The 16473-nt window shown below is 66.5% G+C and carries 14 protein-coding genes; all 14 read right to left on the minus strand.

Going from position 1 to position 16473, the window contains the following annotated elements; translation table 11 throughout:
• Positions 1-277: 277 nt before the first annotated feature.
• On the minus strand, positions 278-1189 hold the full coding sequence (gene lpxC, locus BLT40_RS08600; protein ID WP_036110475.1) for a UDP-3-O-acyl-N-acetylglucosamine deacetylase: 912 nt from the start codon (positions 1187-1189) through the stop codon (positions 278-280).
• 327 nt (positions 1190-1516) lie between these two features.
• Positions 1517-2707, minus strand: a complete 1191-nt coding sequence (gene ftsZ, locus BLT40_RS08605; RefSeq protein WP_090352672.1) for a cell division protein FtsZ — start codon at positions 2705-2707, stop codon at positions 1517-1519.
• Positions 2708-2843: 136 nt separating this feature from the next.
• Entirely contained in the window at positions 2844-4079 is a 1236-nt protein-coding gene (gene ftsA / locus BLT40_RS08610) for a cell division protein FtsA (protein WP_036110472.1), read from the minus strand.
• 8 nt (positions 4080-4087) lie between these two features.
• The gene (locus BLT40_RS08615; RefSeq protein WP_036110469.1) at positions 4088-4828 is read right to left on the minus strand and encodes a cell division protein FtsQ/DivIB; all 741 of its coding nucleotides are present in this window, start codon (positions 4826-4828) and stop codon (positions 4088-4090) included.
• The gene (locus BLT40_RS08620; RefSeq protein ID WP_090352673.1) at positions 4825-5799 is read right to left on the minus strand and encodes a D-alanine--D-alanine ligase; all 975 of its coding nucleotides are present in this window, start codon (positions 5797-5799) and stop codon (positions 4825-4827) included. The genes BLT40_RS08615 and BLT40_RS08620 overlap by 4 nt, the downstream gene beginning before the upstream one ends.
• Positions 5799-7238, minus strand: coding sequence for a UDP-N-acetylmuramate--L-alanine ligase (gene murC / locus BLT40_RS08625; protein WP_090352674.1), 1440 nt, complete (start codon positions 7236-7238; stop codon positions 5799-5801). The genes BLT40_RS08620 and murC overlap by 1 nt, the downstream gene beginning before the upstream one ends.
• On the minus strand, positions 7235-8329 hold the full coding sequence (gene murG, locus BLT40_RS08630) for an undecaprenyldiphospho-muramoylpentapeptide beta-N-acetylglucosaminyltransferase (RefSeq protein ID WP_090352675.1): 1095 nt from the start codon (positions 8327-8329) through the stop codon (positions 7235-7237). Before murG ends, murC begins: the two co-directional genes overlap by 4 nt.
• The gene (ftsW, locus tag BLT40_RS08635) at positions 8326-9546 is read right to left on the minus strand and encodes a putative lipid II flippase FtsW (RefSeq protein WP_036110462.1); all 1221 of its coding nucleotides are present in this window, start codon (positions 9544-9546) and stop codon (positions 8326-8328) included. The genes murG and ftsW overlap by 4 nt, the downstream gene beginning before the upstream one ends.
• 6 nt (positions 9547-9552) lie before the next feature.
• Positions 9553-10635: a phospho-N-acetylmuramoyl-pentapeptide-transferase gene (mraY, locus tag BLT40_RS08640; RefSeq protein ID WP_036110460.1), complete on the minus strand. Its 1083-nt coding sequence runs from the start codon at positions 10633-10635 to the stop codon at positions 9553-9555.
• Complete coding sequence (murF, locus tag BLT40_RS08645) at positions 10625-11989, minus strand: UDP-N-acetylmuramoyl-tripeptide--D-alanyl-D-alanine ligase (RefSeq protein WP_090352676.1); 1365 nt, start codon at positions 11987-11989, stop codon at positions 10625-10627. The genes mraY and murF overlap by 11 nt, the downstream gene beginning before the upstream one ends.
• Positions 11986-13479, minus strand: coding sequence for a UDP-N-acetylmuramoyl-L-alanyl-D-glutamate--2,6-diaminopimelate ligase (locus BLT40_RS08650; protein ID WP_090352677.1), 1494 nt, complete (start codon positions 13477-13479; stop codon positions 11986-11988). The genes murF and BLT40_RS08650 overlap by 4 nt, the downstream gene beginning before the upstream one ends.
• A complete protein-coding gene (locus BLT40_RS08655) occupies positions 13476-15284 on the minus strand; it encodes a peptidoglycan D,D-transpeptidase FtsI family protein (protein ID WP_036110451.1) in 1809 nt (602 codons plus the stop codon). Before BLT40_RS08655 ends, BLT40_RS08650 begins: the two co-directional genes overlap by 4 nt.
• Positions 15281-15553 (minus strand): cell division protein FtsL, encoded by a 273-nt coding sequence (gene ftsL, locus BLT40_RS08660; protein WP_043695774.1) that lies wholly within the window; start codon positions 15551-15553, stop codon positions 15281-15283. The genes BLT40_RS08655 and ftsL overlap by 4 nt, the downstream gene beginning before the upstream one ends.
• Positions 15550-16473 (minus strand): 16S rRNA (cytosine(1402)-N(4))-methyltransferase RsmH, encoded by a 924-nt coding sequence (gene rsmH / locus BLT40_RS08665; protein ID WP_090352678.1) that lies wholly within the window; start codon positions 16471-16473, stop codon positions 15550-15552. Before rsmH ends, ftsL begins: the two co-directional genes overlap by 4 nt.

Below are 16473 nucleotides of genomic sequence, written 5' to 3' on the forward strand. Positions count from 1 at the left end.
GGCAGGGACAGCCGACTCGAAAACCCCCAGGCGAAGCCCGACCCGGCCGAAGGCCATTGATATACGGCCGCGGTAGCGGCCTTTCCCTGAGGGGTCGCCGCAGGCGTGGCCGCGAGGGTCACCCCCGCCGGCTCTCCAACGCGACACCACACGCCGCGACAAAGCCAAACGCGACGGCGCAAGCCGAGCCGTAAAACGTCAATCTCAAGCGCCCATAAAAAAAGCCGCGATCGCTCGCGGCTTCTCTCGTTTCGCTACGCCCCGGTGAGGCGTCGCCTTACACCGCCTGGGCGGGATGGGCGTAGGAGATCGGCGCCTTGGCCGGATCCTTGAAGCTGACTTCTTCCCACGCCGCGGCGTCGGCCATCAGACTGCGGAGAAGCTTGTTGTTGAGCTCGTGACCCGACTTGTGCGCGGAGTAAGCGCCGATCAGGCTGTGGCCCAGCATGTAGATGTCGCCGATGGCGTCGAGGATCTTGTGCTTGACGAACTCGTTGTCGTAACGCAGGCCGTCTTCGTTCAGCACACGGTAGTCGTCGAGTACGACGGCGTTGTCCATCGAGCCGCCGAGCGTGAGGTTACGCTCGCGGAGCATTTCGATGTCACGCATGAAGCCGAACGTGCGGGCGCGGCTGACTTCCTTGACGAACGACGTCGTCGAGAAATCCATCTCGGCCTGCGAATTGCGCTTGTTGAACAGCGGGTGATCGAACTCGACGGAGAAGCCGACCTTGAAGCCGTCGAACGGCTCCAGCCTGGCCCACTTGTCGCCGTCTTTCACGATCACGGGCTTCTTGATGCGGATGAAACGCTTTGCCGCGTCCTGCTCCTCGATGCCAGCGGACTGGATCAGGAAAACGAACGGACCCGCGCTGCCGTCCATGATCGGCACTTCCGGCGCCGAAAGGTCGACGTACGCGTTATCGATGCCGAGGCCGGCCATGGCCGAGAGCAGATGCTCCACCGTGGACACGCGGACGTCACCCTGGATCAGGGTCGTCGAGAGACGCGTATCACCGACATTCTCCGGGCGCGACTTGAGCTCGACCGGCGGATTGAGGTCGGTGCGGCGGAACACGATACCCGTGTTCGGCGCGGCCGGACGAAGCGTCATGTACACCTTGTCGCCGGTATGGAGGCCGACGCCGGTGGCGCGAATGATGTTCTTGAGCGTGCGCTGCTTGATCATGTTGGGTCGAACCTTGTTGGCAGCAGCCTAAAGTAGCAATCATGCTAACACAGTCTTAACCTCGGGATAAACAAACCGGACGGTACAGTCCAGTGTTGCTTCACCGTTCCTTCAGCATCAGCTGCGATCCATTCTCATCTGGCCTGCGACTGAAACATTCGTCCGTTCAAACACTTGCAAGTAACTGATATCACTTGCAGGTTTTCCTGAGGCGAAGCGGCGACGCTCCGCCACCCGGACGGGATGGCGGCGGAGCGTCGGGCGGTCCGACGTCGTGTCGGGCCGTCCTCACGTTTTCCTTAACGTGCCTGGATCTGCAAGTACCGCTCAGTCAGCCTGACGACGCAGGAACGCCGGGATATCGAGGTAATCGATCGCCGGCTCGGCGTTCTTCGACGGGGCCGGTTCCGACCGGACCGACGGAACGGAGTCGGCCTGCGCGTAATCGACCACTTCGTTGCCGGTGCCCGTGCGCAGGACGACCGGGCGGGGACGCTGACGCATCTCGACCTGCTGCTGCACCGGCTGGCGAGCCGGCTGCTTGGACGAGGCCGTGGCACCGCCGCGGTTGAGGCCGGTGGCAACGACCGTCACGCGGACGTCGTCCTGCATTTCCGGGTCCAGCGAGGTGCCGATCACGACGGTCGCGTCTTCCGAGGCGAAGTCGTGGATGACGCGGCCGATCTCGTCGAACTCGCGCATGGTCAGGTTGGGACCCGCCGTCACGTTGACCAGGATGCCGCAGGCGCCGGCCAGATTCACATCTTCCAGCAGCGGATTGTTGATCGCGGCTTCCGCGGCGGCCTGTGCGCGATCGTCGCCGCGGGCGGTGCCCGAGCCCATCATCGCCATACCCATTTCGCTCATGACGGTGCGGACGTCGGCAAAGTCGACGTTGATCAGGCCGGGGGCCGTGATCAGGTCGGCGATGCCCTGGACCGCGCCCTGCAGCACGTCGTTGGCCGCCTTGAACGCGTTGAGGAGCGTGACCTCACGACCGAGCACCGAGAGAAGCTTCTCGTTGGGAACGGTGATCAGCGAGTCGACATGCTGCGACAGGTCTTCAATACCCTTCAGGGCGACCTGCATGCGGCGACGGCCCTCGAACGGGAACGGCTTGGTCACGACCGCGACGGTCAGGATGCCCTTCTCTTTCGCCAGCTGCGCCACGACCGGAGCCGCACCCGTACCGGTACCACCGCCCATGCCGGCGGTGATGAAGACCATGTCCGCGCCTTCGAGCATTTCCTCGATGCGCTCGCGGTCTTCCAGCGCGGCCTGGCGGCCGACTTCCGGGTTGGCGCCGGCGCCGAGACCCTTGGTGACATTGCCACCCAGCTGAAGATGCGTGCGCGAGGCGCAGCTCTTCATCGCCTGGGCGTCGGTATTGGCGACGACGAACTCGACGCCTTCGATATTGGAATTGACCATGTGCGCCACGGCGTTGCCGCCGCCGCCGCCCACGCCGATGACCTTGATGACCGCATTCGGTGCCAGCTTTTCGATGAGTTCAAACATTTCCCGTCCTCCGCAGAACTTTTAGTTTTTTTGGTTTATGTCCCTTGTCCGACTCCTGTCGGCCATGGGTTGCGGGCCATCCCTTGTGCCCCGGCGCCCCCCTTCCATCGGGCACCGACAATCCGGTGACTACTGCTTAGAAATTCTTGGTGAACCAGCTACGGAACTTCTCGACCATGCTGCCGACATTGCCGGCGGCGGAACTCGTGTGGCGCGCGCCGCCGGTCGACCGCGAGCCATGCAGAAGCAGGCCCACGCCAGTCGAATGCAACTCGCTGGAAACGACATCGCCCAGGCCCGACACGTGCTGGGGCACGCCGATACGGACCATCTTGTGGAAGATTTCCTCGGCCAGTTCGAGCGCGCCTTCCATACGCGAGGCGCCTCCGGTCAGTACGATGCCGGCGGCGACGAGGCTCTCGTAACCCGAGCGACGCAGTTCGTCCTGCACCATCTCGAAGATTTCCTCGTAGCGGGCCTGCACCGACTGCGCGAGCGCCTGACGCGCGAGACGACGCGGCGGACGATCGCCCACGCTCGGCACCTGGATCGTTTCTTCCGCATGGGCAAGCTGGGCGAGCGCACACGCGTATTTGATTTTGATCTCTTCCGCGTGAGCGGTCGGTGTGTGCACGCCATACGCGATGTCGTTCGTCACCTGATCGCCACCGACGGGCAGCGACTTGGTGTAGCGGATCGCGCCCTGCGTATAGATGGCGATATCCGTCGTACCGGCGCCGATATCGACGAGGCACACGCCGAGCTCGAGCTCGTCTTCGGTCAACACGGCCTTAGCGCTGGCGACAGCGGCGGGCACGAGTTCATCGACCGACAGACCGCAGCGCTGAATGCACTTGGAGATGTTCTGCACCGCGCTCGCCGCGCCCGTGACCAGATGCACGCTGGCCTCCAGACGCACGCCGCTCATGCCGACCGGATGACGGATACCGTCCTGACCGTCGATACGGTACTCCTGCGACTCCTTGTAGAGCACCTTGCGATCGGCCGGGATCGCCACGGCGCTGGCCGCTTCGAGTACCTGCTCCAGATCGGCCGACATCACCTCGCGGTCGCGGATGGCCGCGGTGCCGTGCGAGTTACGCGTTTCCAGATGGCTGCCGGAGATCGAGGCGTACACCGAACGGATATCGCAGCCGGCCATCAGCTCGGCCTCTTCGACCGCGCGCTGGATCGAGTGGACCGTCGATTCGATGTCGACCACCGAGCCACGCTTCATGCCGCGCGAGACGTGCGTGCCGATACCGATGATTTCGATGGCCTCACCCGGCTCGTATTCGCCGACGATGGCGACGACCTTCGACGTTCCGATGTCGAGGCCGACGACGAGCTGTTTGTCGTTCTTGTTTCTCATGATCCTGCTCAGCTTCCGACCTTGGGTGTGGCCGTGGTTTCCGGTTGCGGCCACCGGATGGCGAATCCGTTGGTGTAACGAAGGTCGGCGTAGGCGAAACCGCTGTGCCGACCGGCGACGAGTTGCGGGTAGACATCGAGGAAGCGGGCCAGACGGCGATCGGCCTGCTCGCGATCGCCGATGACGATCTCGGCGCCGCTCTCGGTCGTGACGCTCCAGCTGCCGCGCTCGCTGAGGCTGACGCCGACGATCGAGAGGCCTGTCCTGCCCTCGAACGATTTCTGTGCCTGTGCGTAGAAGCTCACCACCTCGGCCAGACGCGAGTCCGGCCCACGCAGCCGCGGCAGGTCGCCCATCTGGTCGGCGCCCGGCGCGTCGAAGACGAGCCCCTGGCGGCTGATCAGACGGTCCTCGTTCCAGCGCGCGAACGGCTGGCGCTCGTAGATGCGTACCAGCAGCGTGTCGGGCCAGCGCTTGCGCACTTCCACCGACTCGACCCACGGCAGCGCACCGATCGAATGACGCACGGTTTCCAGATCCGTCGCGAAGAAGCCCTTGCCGAGGCTCGGCAGCACGGCGCTGCGGATCTGTTCGGCGCTGACGTGCGCGAACTCCGCTTCGACCTTGAGCTGCGTCACCGGCCAGCGGCCGACGGCGAACCAGCCCTGCATCACGCCGACCACGGGCAACACCACCAGTGTGATGGCGATTCCCCAGGCGACCAGACGCGTGGCGGCGGAACCCTTCATGCGCGGGCGGCCTCCCGTTCCATCGAGGTTTCCAGCACGCGCCAGCACAGACCCGCATAGTCGAGGCCCGCGACGGCGGCAGCCTTGGGGACCAGCGAATGCGAGGTCATGCCGGGCGCCGTATTCACTTCGAGCAGCCAGTTCTTGCCATGGCGATCGCGCATGACGTCGACGCGGCCCCAGCCGAAGCAGTCGACCGCGTCGAAGGCCTGCAGCGCGAGCGCGCGCATGGCTTCCTCGGCTTCGCCCGACAGGCCAGGCACGATGTACTGGGTGTCTTCCGCCACGTACTTGGCGTTGTAATCGTAGTACTCGCCCTTGGGCACGATCTTGATGGTGGGCAGCACTTCGCGACCCAGGATGCCGACGGTGTATTCGCCGCCCTCGCTCGCATCGCCCTCGATCAGGGTTTCCATCAGCATGTCGCCGGGATAGCGGCGCGCCAGTTCGACGGCGGCATCGAGACCGGCTTCATCGAACACACGCGTCACGCCGACGCTGGACCCTTCCCATGCCGGCTTCACGATCAGCGGAAAGCCGACGTCACGAGCGGCGGCGTGCACGTCCGCACCGCGCGGCAGCGCCTTGAACTTCGGGGTCGGCAGGCCGAGTGCGATCCACACCTGCTTGGCGCGGACCTTGTCCAGCGACAGCGCCGAACCGAGCACGCCGGAGCCGGTATACGGCACGCCGAGCGACTGCAGCGCGCCCTGCAACTCCCCGTTCTCACCGCCCGCGCCATGCAGGATGTTGAACACGCGTGCGAAGTGACCCGCACGGACCGCGTCGAGCAAGGCCGGGATGCCGTCGATCGGATGCGCGTCGACGCCCAGCGACCGCAGCGCTTCGAGCACGCCGCGGCCGGAGTCGAGCGACACCTCGCGCTCGGCGGAGTTACCACCCAGCACGACGGCGACGCGGCCAAAATCGGCGGCGTCGGTGACGATGCGGGGGAAACGGGTCGTGCTCATCACTTGCTTGTCCTCAGGTTGCCGGCACTGGCCAGCTCGATGGCCGCCGCGCCGATATCGCCGGCGCCCAGCAGCATGATCAGGTCGCCGTCGCGCGCCAGCGCGGACAGCGCGGCGCGAAGGTCGCGCGGATGGTCGACGAGCACCGGGTCGGTCTTGCCACGGGCACGGATAGCGCGCGCGAGGGCCTTGCCATCGGCGCCCGCGATCGGCGATTCGCCTGCGGGATACACCTCGGTCAGCACCAGCACATCGACCTCGGCCAGAACCTTGGCGAAGTCGTCGAGCAGGTCGCGCGTACGGCTGTAGCGGTGCGGCTGGAAGGCCACGACCAGACGGCGGTCCGACCAGCCGCCGCGCGCCGCGGCGAAGACGGCGGCCAGTTCGCGCGGGTGATGACCGTAGTCGTCGACGAGCAGCGCGCTGCCGCTGTCGAGCGCGATCTCACCGCGACGATGAAAACGACGACCCACGCCTTCGAAACGTGCCAGCGCACGCGCGATGGCCTCCGCTTCGACGCCCAGCTGCCAGCCCACGGCCGCCGCGGCGAGCGCGTTCTGCACGTTGTGCCGGCCTGGCAGATTCAGCGTCACCGGCAGCGCGTCGACCCTGCCCGGCAGATGCAGGTCGAAATGCATTTCGAAGCCGAGCTGGCGCACGTTGGTGGCCGTCACGTCCGCGGCGGCGTTGTCGATACCGTAAGTGAGCAGGCGGCGCGAGGTGTCTTCCGCGAGCTTCGCCGTCTCTTCGTCGTCGATGCAGAGCACCGCCATGCCGTAGAACGGCAGCCGATGCAGGAAGTCGCTGAAGGCCTTCTTCACCAGCGCGAAGTCGCCCTGGTAGTTCTCGAGGTGATCGGCGTCGATATTGGTGACGACGGCGATGACCGGCGACAGCATCAGGAAGGAACCGTCCGATTCGTCGGCCTCGGCGACCAGATACTGGCCCGTGCCCAGACGGGCATTCGCACCGGCGGCGTTGAGCTGGCCGCCGATCACGAAGGTCGGGTCGTAGTCGGCTTCCGCCAGCACGCTCGCGACGAGGCTGGTGGTGGTCGTCTTACCGTGCGTTCCCGCGATCGCGATGCCACGACGGAAACGCATCAGCTCGCCGAGCATCTCGGCACGCGGCACCACGGGAATGCGTGCGGCCCGTGCGGCGATCAGCTCGGGATTGTCCTGACGGATCGCGCTGGACGTGACGATCACGTCCGCGCCGTCGATGTTCGACGCCTCGTGACCGACGTGCACCTCGACGCCGAGCTTGGCCAGACGCTCCGTGGTCGTCGAGTGCGCGCGGTCGGAACCGGACACGCTGTAGCCGAGGTTGGCCAGTACTTCGGCGATACCGCTCATGCCGACGCCGCCCACGCCGATGAAGTGGACACGGCGGAACGAGGTCATGAAATCGTCGTGGGCGCGCAAACGACCGGGCGTCATGCGGAAACCTCCATGCAATGACGGGCAATCGTGGATGCGGCGTCGGGCTTGGCCAGCGTACGGGACGCATTGGCCGCGGAAAGGATCTGCTGGCGGTCCAGCAGCATGTCGTAGAGCAGACGGGCCAGCGCTTCGGGAGAGCCGGCCTGGTTCAGCGCCTTGTCGGCGATGAGGTGAGCGCCACCGGCGTCGACCATCGCGCGCGCGTTCACCGTCTGGTGGTCGTCCACCGCATGCGGGAACGGCACGAGCAGCGCTTCGAGGCCCGCGGCGCAGAGTTCGGCCACGGTCAGCGCGCCGGCGCGGCACACCACCACGTCCGCCCACTCGTACGCACCGGCCATGTCTTCGATAAAGGGGACGACGTTGGCCGCGACGCCGGCGTCGACATAGGCCGTGCGCGCGTCGTCGAGGCCGCGCTCGCCAGTCTGGTGGACGACTTCAGGCTCGCAGGCCGACAGATGCGCGTCAGCACGCATGAACGCCAGCGCCTTCGGCACGGCCAGATTCAGGGTGCGTGCCCCGAGGCTGCCGCCGAGAACGAGCAGGCGGGGACGGCCGGCACGACCGTCCATGCGCTGCGCCGGCGGCGGCAGCGCGGCGATGCGCGCACGTACCGGATTGCCGACCCACTCGCCGTTCGGCAGCACGTTCGGAAAGCCGGTGAGCACCTTTTTCGCGAAGCCGGCGAGCTTGCGGTTGGTGAAGCCGGCGACCGCGTTCTGTTCGTGCACGACCAGCGGAATGCCCGCGATACGCGCCGCCACGCCGGCGGGGCCCGCCACGTAGCCACCCATCGAGAGCACGCAGGCCGGACGCAGGCGGCGCAGCAGTCTGAGCGACGCGATCAGCGCACGCGCCAGCATCACCGGCGCCATCACGCGCGTCTTCATGCCTTTGCCGCGCAGGCCACCGACGGCCACCGTGTGCAGGTCGAGGCCATGCGCGGGAACCACGCGGGTCTCCATGCCGCCTTCGGCACCGAGCCACGCGACGGGGACGCCGCGCGAGCGCAGTTCGTCGGCCACGGCAAGGCCGGGGAAGATGTGGCCGCCGGTACCGCCGGCCATGATCAGCACGGGGCGGCTCATGCGGCACCGCCATAGGCCGCCGAATCCGGCACGGCATTGGCCGGCAGGCGCACGGCGGTCTGCCGCGCGTCTTCGGCGCGGTTGATTTCGAACGTGGCGCGCAGCAGCACACCGACCATCGCGCAGGTCATCAGCACGGACGAGCCGCCCGAGCTGATCAGCGGCAGGGTCAGGCCCTTGGTCGGCAGCACGCCGAGATTCACGCCGATGGAGACCATCGCCTGGAAGCCGAGCATCAGCGAGATGCCGTAGGCGACGTAACCGGAGAAGCGCTGACCGAGCTCGACGCCCTTCAGTCCCATGTAGAGACCCCGGCCGACCAGCACGATGTAAAGAAAGATGACCGTGACGATGCCCGCCAGGCCGAGCTCCTCGGCGAGCACGGCAAGGATGAAGTCCGTATGCGCCTCGGGCAGGTAGAACAGTTTCTGCACGCTGGAACCCAGACCCACACCCGTCCACTCACCGCGACCCACGGCGATCAGCGCCTGGGTCAGCTGGAAGCCGTCGTTGAACGGATCCTTCCACGGATCGAGGAACGAGGTGAGGCGCTTGATGCGGTAATCCTCGGCGGTCGCCGCATAAATCAGGGCGGGAACCAGGGGCGTCGCCAGCACGAGAAGGTTGCGCATGCGCGCACCCGCCAGCCAGACCATGCCGACCGTGGTCGCGACCACCAGAGCCGCCGAACCGAAGTCGGGCTGTGCCAGCAGCAACAGCACGATGAGACCGGCCACGGCGACCGGCTTGACCACGCCGAACAGGTCGTACTCGACGCCTTCGCGGTGACGGACCAGGTAGCTCGACAGGTAGCCGACGAGGATCAGCTTCACCGCCTCGACCGGCTGGAAGCTGGTGACCAGCAGGTTGACCCAGCGACGTGCGCCGTTGATGCGCATGCCGAAGACCGGCAGGAACACCATCAACAGCATGATGATGCCGACCAGCAGCAGCAGGAAGCTGTGCTTCTCGAGCGTCTTCAGTTCCGTGCGCATCGCGGCGGCGGCCAGGCAGCCACCGAGCACGAGAAACACGAGATGGCGCTTGAGATAGTAGAAGGCGCCCTGATGCGAGCCGTCGGCCACGGCGATCGAACTGGACGTGACCATGATCACGCCCAGCGTCGCGAGCGCGAGCGCAGCCAGGAGCAACGGGAGATCGAAGCTCCCGCGGGGACCCTGGCGGCGTTTGGCCTGCTTGTTTCCGAAGCCGAACATGATGGCTTAGCGCACCTTCAACGTAGCGAGACCGATGAGCACCAGCACGACGCTGATGATCCAGAAACGGACGATGACCCGCGGCTCGGGCCAGCCCTTCAGTTCAAAATGGTGATGGATGGGCGCCATACGGAAGATGCGCTTGCCGCGCAGCTTGAAGCTGCCCACCTGCAACATCACCGAGGCGGTCTCCATCACGAAGACGCCGCCCATCACCAGCAACACGATTTCCTGGCGGACGATCAGCGCGACGCAACCGAGGGCGGCACCGATGGCCAGCGCGCCCACGTCACCCATGAAGACCTGGGCCGGGTAGGTGTTGAACCAGAGGAAGCCGAGCCCCGCGCCCGCCAGCGCGCTGCAGAAGACCGCAAGCTCACCGGCGCCCGGAATCGCCGGGATGCCGAGGTATTCGGAAAACAGCTTGTTACCGGCGAGGTAGGCAAAAATGCCCAGCGCGCCGGAGACCAGGACGCTCGGCATGATCGCCAGGCCGTCCAGACCGTCGGTGAGGTTCACCGCGTTGGAGAAGCCGACGATGATGAAGTAGCCGACCACCACGAAGAAAATGCCGAGCGGGATCGCCACCTGTTTGAACAGCGGCACGTAGAGTGCGATCTCCGCTGGCAACTGGTGCGTCCGGTAGAGGAACACGGCGGCGCCGAGACCGAACACCGACTGCCAGAAATACTTCCAGCGGCTGGCGAGGCCACGGCTGTCCTTCAGGACCAGCTTGCGGTAGTCGTCGTAGAACCCGATGACGCCGAACAGGACCATCACCGCCAGCACGACCCATACGTAGCGGTTGGACAGATCCGCCCAGAGCACCGTGGCGATCCCCACGGCGAACAGGATCAGCAGACCGCCCATCGTCGGCGTACCGGCCTTCGCAAGGTGCGTCTGCGGGCCGTCGCTGCGCACCACCTGCCCCGCCTTCAGCGCGGCAAGCTTGCGGATCAGCAACGGGCCGAGCAGCAGCGACACGGCCAGCGCGGTGAGCGCCGCCATGATCGCGCGGAACGTGATGTACTGGAAAAGATGCACGGAAGCGAAGTGCCGAGCCATCCATTCCGCCAGTTCAAGCAGCATCGGAGGCTCCTTCAGCGTATTTCTTCAAAGCCGCCACGACCCGGTCCATGCCGGAGGAACGTGACCCCTTCACGAGGCACGTGACGCCCTCATGGATTTGCGTGCAGGCCGCCTCGATGAGCGCCTCCTGCGTGGCGAAATGTTGCGCACCCGGACCGAACGCCTCGACCGCGGCGGCGCTTTTCGCCCCCGTGGCCAGCAGCCGCTCGATACCGCGGCGGTGCGCGAGCTCGCCGATACCGGCATGCAGCTTCACGGCCTCGGGTCCGAGTTCGGCCATATCGCCCAGCACCAGCCAGCGCTCGCCCAGAGCGAGGGCCAGCGTGTCGATCGCCGCGGCGGCCGAGCCCGGGTTCGCGTTGTAGCTGTCGTCGATCAGTGTCCAGCCACCCGGCATCGGTTCGAGATTCAGACGGCCGGCGACAGGCGGCACCTGCTCCAGACCTTCGACGATCGTCTCGACGGGAACGTTGAGCGCGGTCGCGATCGCGGCGGCGGCCAGCGCGTTGGCCACGTTGTGACGGCCCGGCAACGGCAGGTGCACGTCGCCGTCGCCATGCGGCGTGGACAGGACGAAGTGAGTGCCGTCAATGCGCTCTTCGACGATGTCGGCACCGATGTCCGCACGATGGTCGAGCGCATAGCGCAGCACGCTGCGGCTGCCGGCCAGGTTCGTGAAGAAGCCGGCGAAGCGCTCGTCATCCGCGTTGATGATGGCGACGCCATCGGCCGGAAGCGACCGATACAACGCGCCCTTGGTTTCGGCGACGCCTTCGATCGTGCCCATGCGCTCAAGATGCGCGGGCGCGATGGAATTCACGAGACCGATATCGGGCCGTGCTATGGCAGCGAGGTAATCGATGTCGCCCGGTTTGCCCGCACCCATCTCGAGCACGGCGTACTGGGTGTCTTCCGGCATCGCCAGCAGGGTGAGCGGCATGCCGATCTCGTTATTGAAGTTACCGGCATTGACGTGGGTACGACCGTGACGCGACAGGATGGACGCGGTCAGCGTCTTCACCGTCGTCTTGCCGTTGGATCCGGTGATACCGACGACACGGACATTGCCGCGTGCGCGAGCGGCGCTGGCGAGATCGCCGAGGGCGGCCTGCGTATCGTCGACGATGACCTGCGGAATCGGCGCATCGACCGGACGCGTGACCAGCGCGGCAACCGCACCTTTCGCCGCGGCCGCGGCGACGTAATCATGCGCATCGACGCGCTCGCCCGGCAGCGCCACGAACAGGTCGCCGGCCTTGAGGGTGCGCGTATCGATGGAAAAACCCGTCACCTCGACATCGGCGCCATGCAGGCGGCCGCGTGTCCAGAGGGCGACGGCGGACAGGCGCATCATGCGCGGGCTCCTTTCTTGCCGGAATCCATCGCCTCGCGGGCGACGGCGAGGTCGTCGAACGGGCGTTTGCCGTCCGGACCTTCCTGATAGGTTTCGTGACCCTTGCCGGCGATCAGCACGACGTCGTCGGCCTTCGCGTCGGCGAGCGCCAGCGGGATAGCCTGCGCGCGGTCGCGCTCGACCATCACGGTCTCGGGGTGAATGAGGCCGGCGACGATCTGCGCGACGATGACGTCGCCGTCCTCGCTGCGGGGATTGTCGTCGGTCACGATGACCACGTCGGCCAGACGCTCGGCGATACCGGCCATGATCGGGCGCTTGCCCTGATCGCGGTCGCCACCGGCGCCGAAGACGCAGATCAGCTTGCCCTTGGTATGCGAGCGCAGCGCCAGCAACGCCTGCTTCAGCGCATCCGGCGTGTGCGAGTAGTCGACCACCACCAGCGGCTTGCGGCCGTCGCCACCGAGGCGACTCATGCGGCCATTGACCGGTTGCAGGGATTCGAGTGCGGCGTGGATGCGCTCGAACGGTTCGCCCAGCGCGCCCAGCACCGCCGCGACGGCGAGCAGGTTGGCGACGTTGAAGCGGCCCAGCAGCGCGCTGCGCACGGTACGCATGCCCCACGGCGTATTGAGGTTGAACGACAGCCCCCGGGCCGAGGTCACCACGATATCCGCGCGGACTTCGGCGTCTTTCGCGGTGCTGTCGGTCGCCATCGAGGTGCGCAGCTTCGTCACGGACTCGGGCAGGCCCTTCGCCAGCTTCGCGCCGAACGGGTCGTCCACATTGATCACCGCGGCGCCAAGACCGTCGAAGGCGAACAGACGGGCTTTCGCCGCGCCGTACGCTTCCATCGTGCCGTGGTAATCGAGGTGATCGCGGGTGAGATTCGTGAACACGGCGATGTCGAACGCAATGGCGTTGACCCGGCCCTGTTCCAGGGCGTGCGAGGAGACTTCCATCGCCACGTGCGTCGCGCCGGCGTCACGGAATTCGCCGAGCAGCGCCTGCATGCTGATGGCATCGGGCGTGGTGCGTTCGCCTTCCGCGATCGCACCGTGCAAGCCCGCGCCGAGGGTGCCGACGGTCGCGGCCTTGCGGCCAAGGAACGTCAGCGCCTGTGCGATCAGCTGCACGGTCGAGGTCTTGCCGTTGGTGCCGGTCACACCGATGACCTCGAGCGCGGCGGATGCATTGCCGTGAAAACGCGCGGCGATCGGGCCGGCCTTGTCGCGCAGCTTGTCGACCGCGACCACCGGTATGCCTGCGTCGACCGCGTCGAACGGTGTCTCGGCCAGAATGACGACGGCGCCCTGCTCGACGGCCTTTGCCGCGAAGTCGATGCCGTGACCCTTCGTGCCACGCAGCGCGACGAAGGCCTGGCCTTCGACGATCTCGCGCGAGTCGAGTGAAAGGCCGGAAACGACGATTTCGCCGGCATCGGAGGCGTCGGCGAAACCGTCGAGCAGTTCGGCGAGGGTCAGGGTCACGGGACCACCTCTTCCGCCGCGCTGTCGTCCGCTTGCGGCGGTGGCGCGTTGGCCGTGCCGATCAGGCCACCCTGGCTCGGGCCGCCGACATACCAGCGACCGACGTTGTCGGGCGGAATGTCGAGCAGGCGCACCGCGCCTTCCATCACCTGGGCGAAGGCGGGGCCGGCGACGGAGCCACCGTAGTAATGACCACCCTGCGGATCGTTGATGACCACCACGGTGACCAGGCGCGGGTTGCTCGCCGGAATCATGCCGACGAAGAGCGAGATGTAGTTCTTGGCGAAGTAGCCGCCGACGGAGAACTTGTGCGAGGTACCGGTCTTGCCGGCCACGCTGTAATTGGCGACCGAGGCGAAGCCGTAGCCCGTACCGCCCGGCTGCAACACCGTCTCGAGCATGCGCACGAGTTCGTGGGCGATCTCCGGCGTGATCACCTGGGTCGGGGGATTGTCCGCACCCTTGATGAAGCTCGGCGCGCGCAGCGCACCGCCGTTGGCGATACCGGCGTAACCCGTGGCCAGCTGCAGCGGGGTCACGCTGAGGTTGTAACCATAGGCCATGCGCGACTTTTCGATCGGCTTCCAGGTGCGGCTCACCGGCAGATAGCCCGCGGCTTCGCCCGGGAACCCGCTACCGGTGCTGTTGCCGATACCGAACGACTTCCACATCGAATAGAGGAAGTCGGTATCGAGCGTCATCGCGATCTTGGCGGCACCGACGTTCGACGACTTGGTGATCACACCGGTCGGGGTCAGCGTGCCCCAGTTATGGGTATCGCGTACCGGGTGGCCGCCCATCATCCAGGTGCCCGGCGAGGTCTCGATCAGCGGCGAGGTCGGCGTGTACTTACCACTGGTCAGCGCCGCGGCCATGGTGAACGCCTTCATGGTCGAGCCCGGCTCGACCACGTCGGTGACGGCGCGGTTGCGGCGATCGTTGGGCGTGCTGCCGCGCACGGCGTTCGGATTGAACGACGGCAGGTTGGCCATGCCGAGCACTTCGCCGGTGTGGACATCCATCACGACGATCGAGCCCGAGTCGGCCTTGTTCTTTTCCAGAGCGTCTTTCAGCGCGCTATAGGCGAGGTACTGGATGCGGCGGTCGATCGACAGCGTGATGTCGCGACCCGGCTGCGGCTCGCGCACCAGCTCGACGTCTTCCACCACATGGCCCATGCGGTCGCGGATCACGCGCTTGGCGCCCGGTTTGCCGGACAGCCATTCATCGAACGCCAGCTCCAGACCTTCCTGGCCGTGGTCATCGATGTTGGTGAAGCCGAGGATGTGGCTGTTGACCGCACCCGACGGGTAATAGCGGCGGTATTCGCGCTGCGACGAGATACCCGGGATCTTCAGATCGACGATCGCCTGCGCGTCTTCCGGGCGCAGCTGACGAGCGATGTACATGAATTCCTTGTCCGCGCGCTGCTCGATCTTCTGCTTCAGATCGTCGGCGTCGACGTGCAGGGCCTTGGCCAGCTCAGGGATGCGGTCGGCGTTCTCGAGTACTTCGGGCGGGTTGGCCCAGATCGAGGCGACCGGGGTCGACACGGCCAGCGGCTCGCCGTTGCGATCGAAAATCGTGCCGCGGGACACGGCGATGGGCATTTCGCGCAGGAAGCGCGCGTCACCCTGGTCCTGATAGAACTGCTTACGCACGACCTGCAGGTCGAACGCGCGCACGACCAGACCCGACGCGGCGACACAGAGCAGCGCCACGACGACGGTCATGCGCTTGCGCGGGCTCGGGCCCTGACCGCGACGGCGGCTGGGCACGACGGGCTTGCCGTAGCGCGCCTTCATCGGCGCACCAGCTGGATGTCCTGCGGCTTCGGCGTGAACATGCCGAGCTTGCCGCGGGCGTCCGCATCGATGCGGCTGGGTTCGGCGTAGGTGGCCTGCTCGAGTTCGAGGCGACCGTATTCCACGCCAAGGTCGTCCTTCTGGCTCTGCAGACGGGACAGTTCGACAAAGAGCACGCGGCTCTCGTGGCGCGTCCACACCACCCCGATCGCGCTGGCGATGACCGCCAGCAGCAGGATCGAGAGGCAGATCGCGCCGAAGACCTTCATGCGAGCTTCTCCGCGACGCGCAGCACGGCGGAGCGCGAACGCGGGTTCGAGGCGACCTCGGCGTCGGACGGAAAAATCGCCTTGCCCACCGGCTTGAGGCGGGCCAGCTTCGCTGCCGCGGGCGGTCCGCGACGACTGCCCTGCACGCGACCTTCGTGGGCACGAATGAACTGCTTCACCGTGCGATCTTCCAGCGAGTGGAAGCTGATCACGGCGAGGCGGCCGCCCACGCTGAGCAGGTCGAGCGCGGCGTCGAGGCCACGCTCGACGGATTCGAGTTCCGCGTTCACGCGGATGCGCAGCGCCTGAAACGTGCGCGTGGCGGGGTTCTTGCCTGGCTCGCGGCGACCGACGCAACCGGCGACGAGGTCGGCCAGCTCCGCGGTGCGGGTGATCGGCGCGGTCGCGCGGCGCTCGACGATGGTCCTGGCGATGCGGCGGCTGAAGCGCTCTTCGCCGAAACGCCAGAGCACGTCGGCGATCTCCGCTTCGTCGGCGTCGGCCAGGAACTCGGCGGCACTGATACCGCGCGTGGTGTCCATGCGCATGTCGAGCGGCGCGTCGGCCATGAAACTGAAGCCGCGGCTGCGATCGTCCAGCTGCGGCGAGGACACGCCGAGATCGAGCAGGATACCGTCGAGACCGCCTTCGAGTGCGGACCACTCACCCATCGTGGCGAAGTTGTCGTGGCGCAGGGTGACACGCGGGTCGGTGGCGAGACCGGCTTCGGCGACGGCGATGGCCGAGGGATCGCGATCCATGAGGAACAGGCGGCCTTCGTCCGAGAGACGGGCGAGGATCGCCGAGGCATGACCCCCACGACCGAACGTCCCATCCAGATAGCGCCCGTTCTCGCGCAAGGCGAGGCCCTCCACCGCTTCGTCGAGCATCACCGGGATGTGTACATCGACCCCCGCCAT

Source organism: Dyella sp. 333MFSha (genome assembly GCF_900102405.1).
GTDB lineage: Bacteria > Pseudomonadota > Gammaproteobacteria > Xanthomonadales > Rhodanobacteraceae > Luteibacter > Luteibacter mycovicinus.

What these genes read in the sequence shown, in the direction of transcription:
- lpxC (WP_036110475.1), bottom strand. Translation starts at nt 1,189, where the DNA reads ATGATCAAGCAGCGCACGCTCAAGAACATCATTCGCGCCACCGGCGTC.
- rsmH (WP_090352678.1), bottom strand. Translation starts at nt 16,473, where the DNA reads ATGGCGGGGGTCGATGTACACATCCCGGTGATGCTCGACGAAGCGGTG.
- murF (WP_090352676.1), bottom strand. Translation starts at nt 11,989, where the DNA reads ATGATGCGCCTGTCCGCCGTCGCCCTCTGGACACGCGGCCGCCTGCAT.
- BLT40_RS08615 (WP_036110469.1), bottom strand. Translation starts at nt 4,828, where the DNA reads ATGAAGGGTTCCGCCGCCACGCGTCTGGTCGCCTGGGGAATCGCCATC.
- BLT40_RS08620 (WP_090352673.1), bottom strand. Translation starts at nt 5,799, where the DNA reads ATGAGCACGACCCGTTTCCCCCGCATCGTCACCGACGCCGCCGATTTT.
- ftsL (WP_043695774.1), bottom strand. Translation starts at nt 15,553, where the DNA reads ATGAAGGTCTTCGGCGCGATCTGCCTCTCGATCCTGCTGCTGGCGGTC.
- murG (WP_090352675.1), bottom strand. Translation starts at nt 8,329, where the DNA reads ATGAGCCGCCCCGTGCTGATCATGGCCGGCGGTACCGGCGGCCACATC.
- murC (WP_090352674.1), bottom strand. Translation starts at nt 7,238, where the DNA reads ATGACGCCCGGTCGTTTGCGCGCCCACGACGATTTCATGACCTCGTTC.
- ftsW (WP_036110462.1), bottom strand. Translation starts at nt 9,546, where the DNA reads ATGTTCGGCTTCGGAAACAAGCAGGCCAAACGCCGCCAGGGTCCCCGC.
- ftsA (WP_036110472.1), bottom strand. Translation starts at nt 4,079, where the DNA reads ATGAGAAACAAGAACGACAAACAGCTCGTCGTCGGCCTCGACATCGGA.
- BLT40_RS08655 (WP_036110451.1), bottom strand. Translation starts at nt 15,284, where the DNA reads ATGAAGGCGCGCTACGGCAAGCCCGTCGTGCCCAGCCGCCGTCGCGGT.
- mraY (WP_036110460.1), bottom strand. Translation starts at nt 10,635, where the DNA reads ATGCTGCTTGAACTGGCGGAATGGATGGCTCGGCACTTCGCTTCCGTG.
- ftsZ (WP_090352672.1), bottom strand. Translation starts at nt 2,707, where the DNA reads ATGTTTGAACTCATCGAAAAGCTGGCACCGAATGCGGTCATCAAGGTC.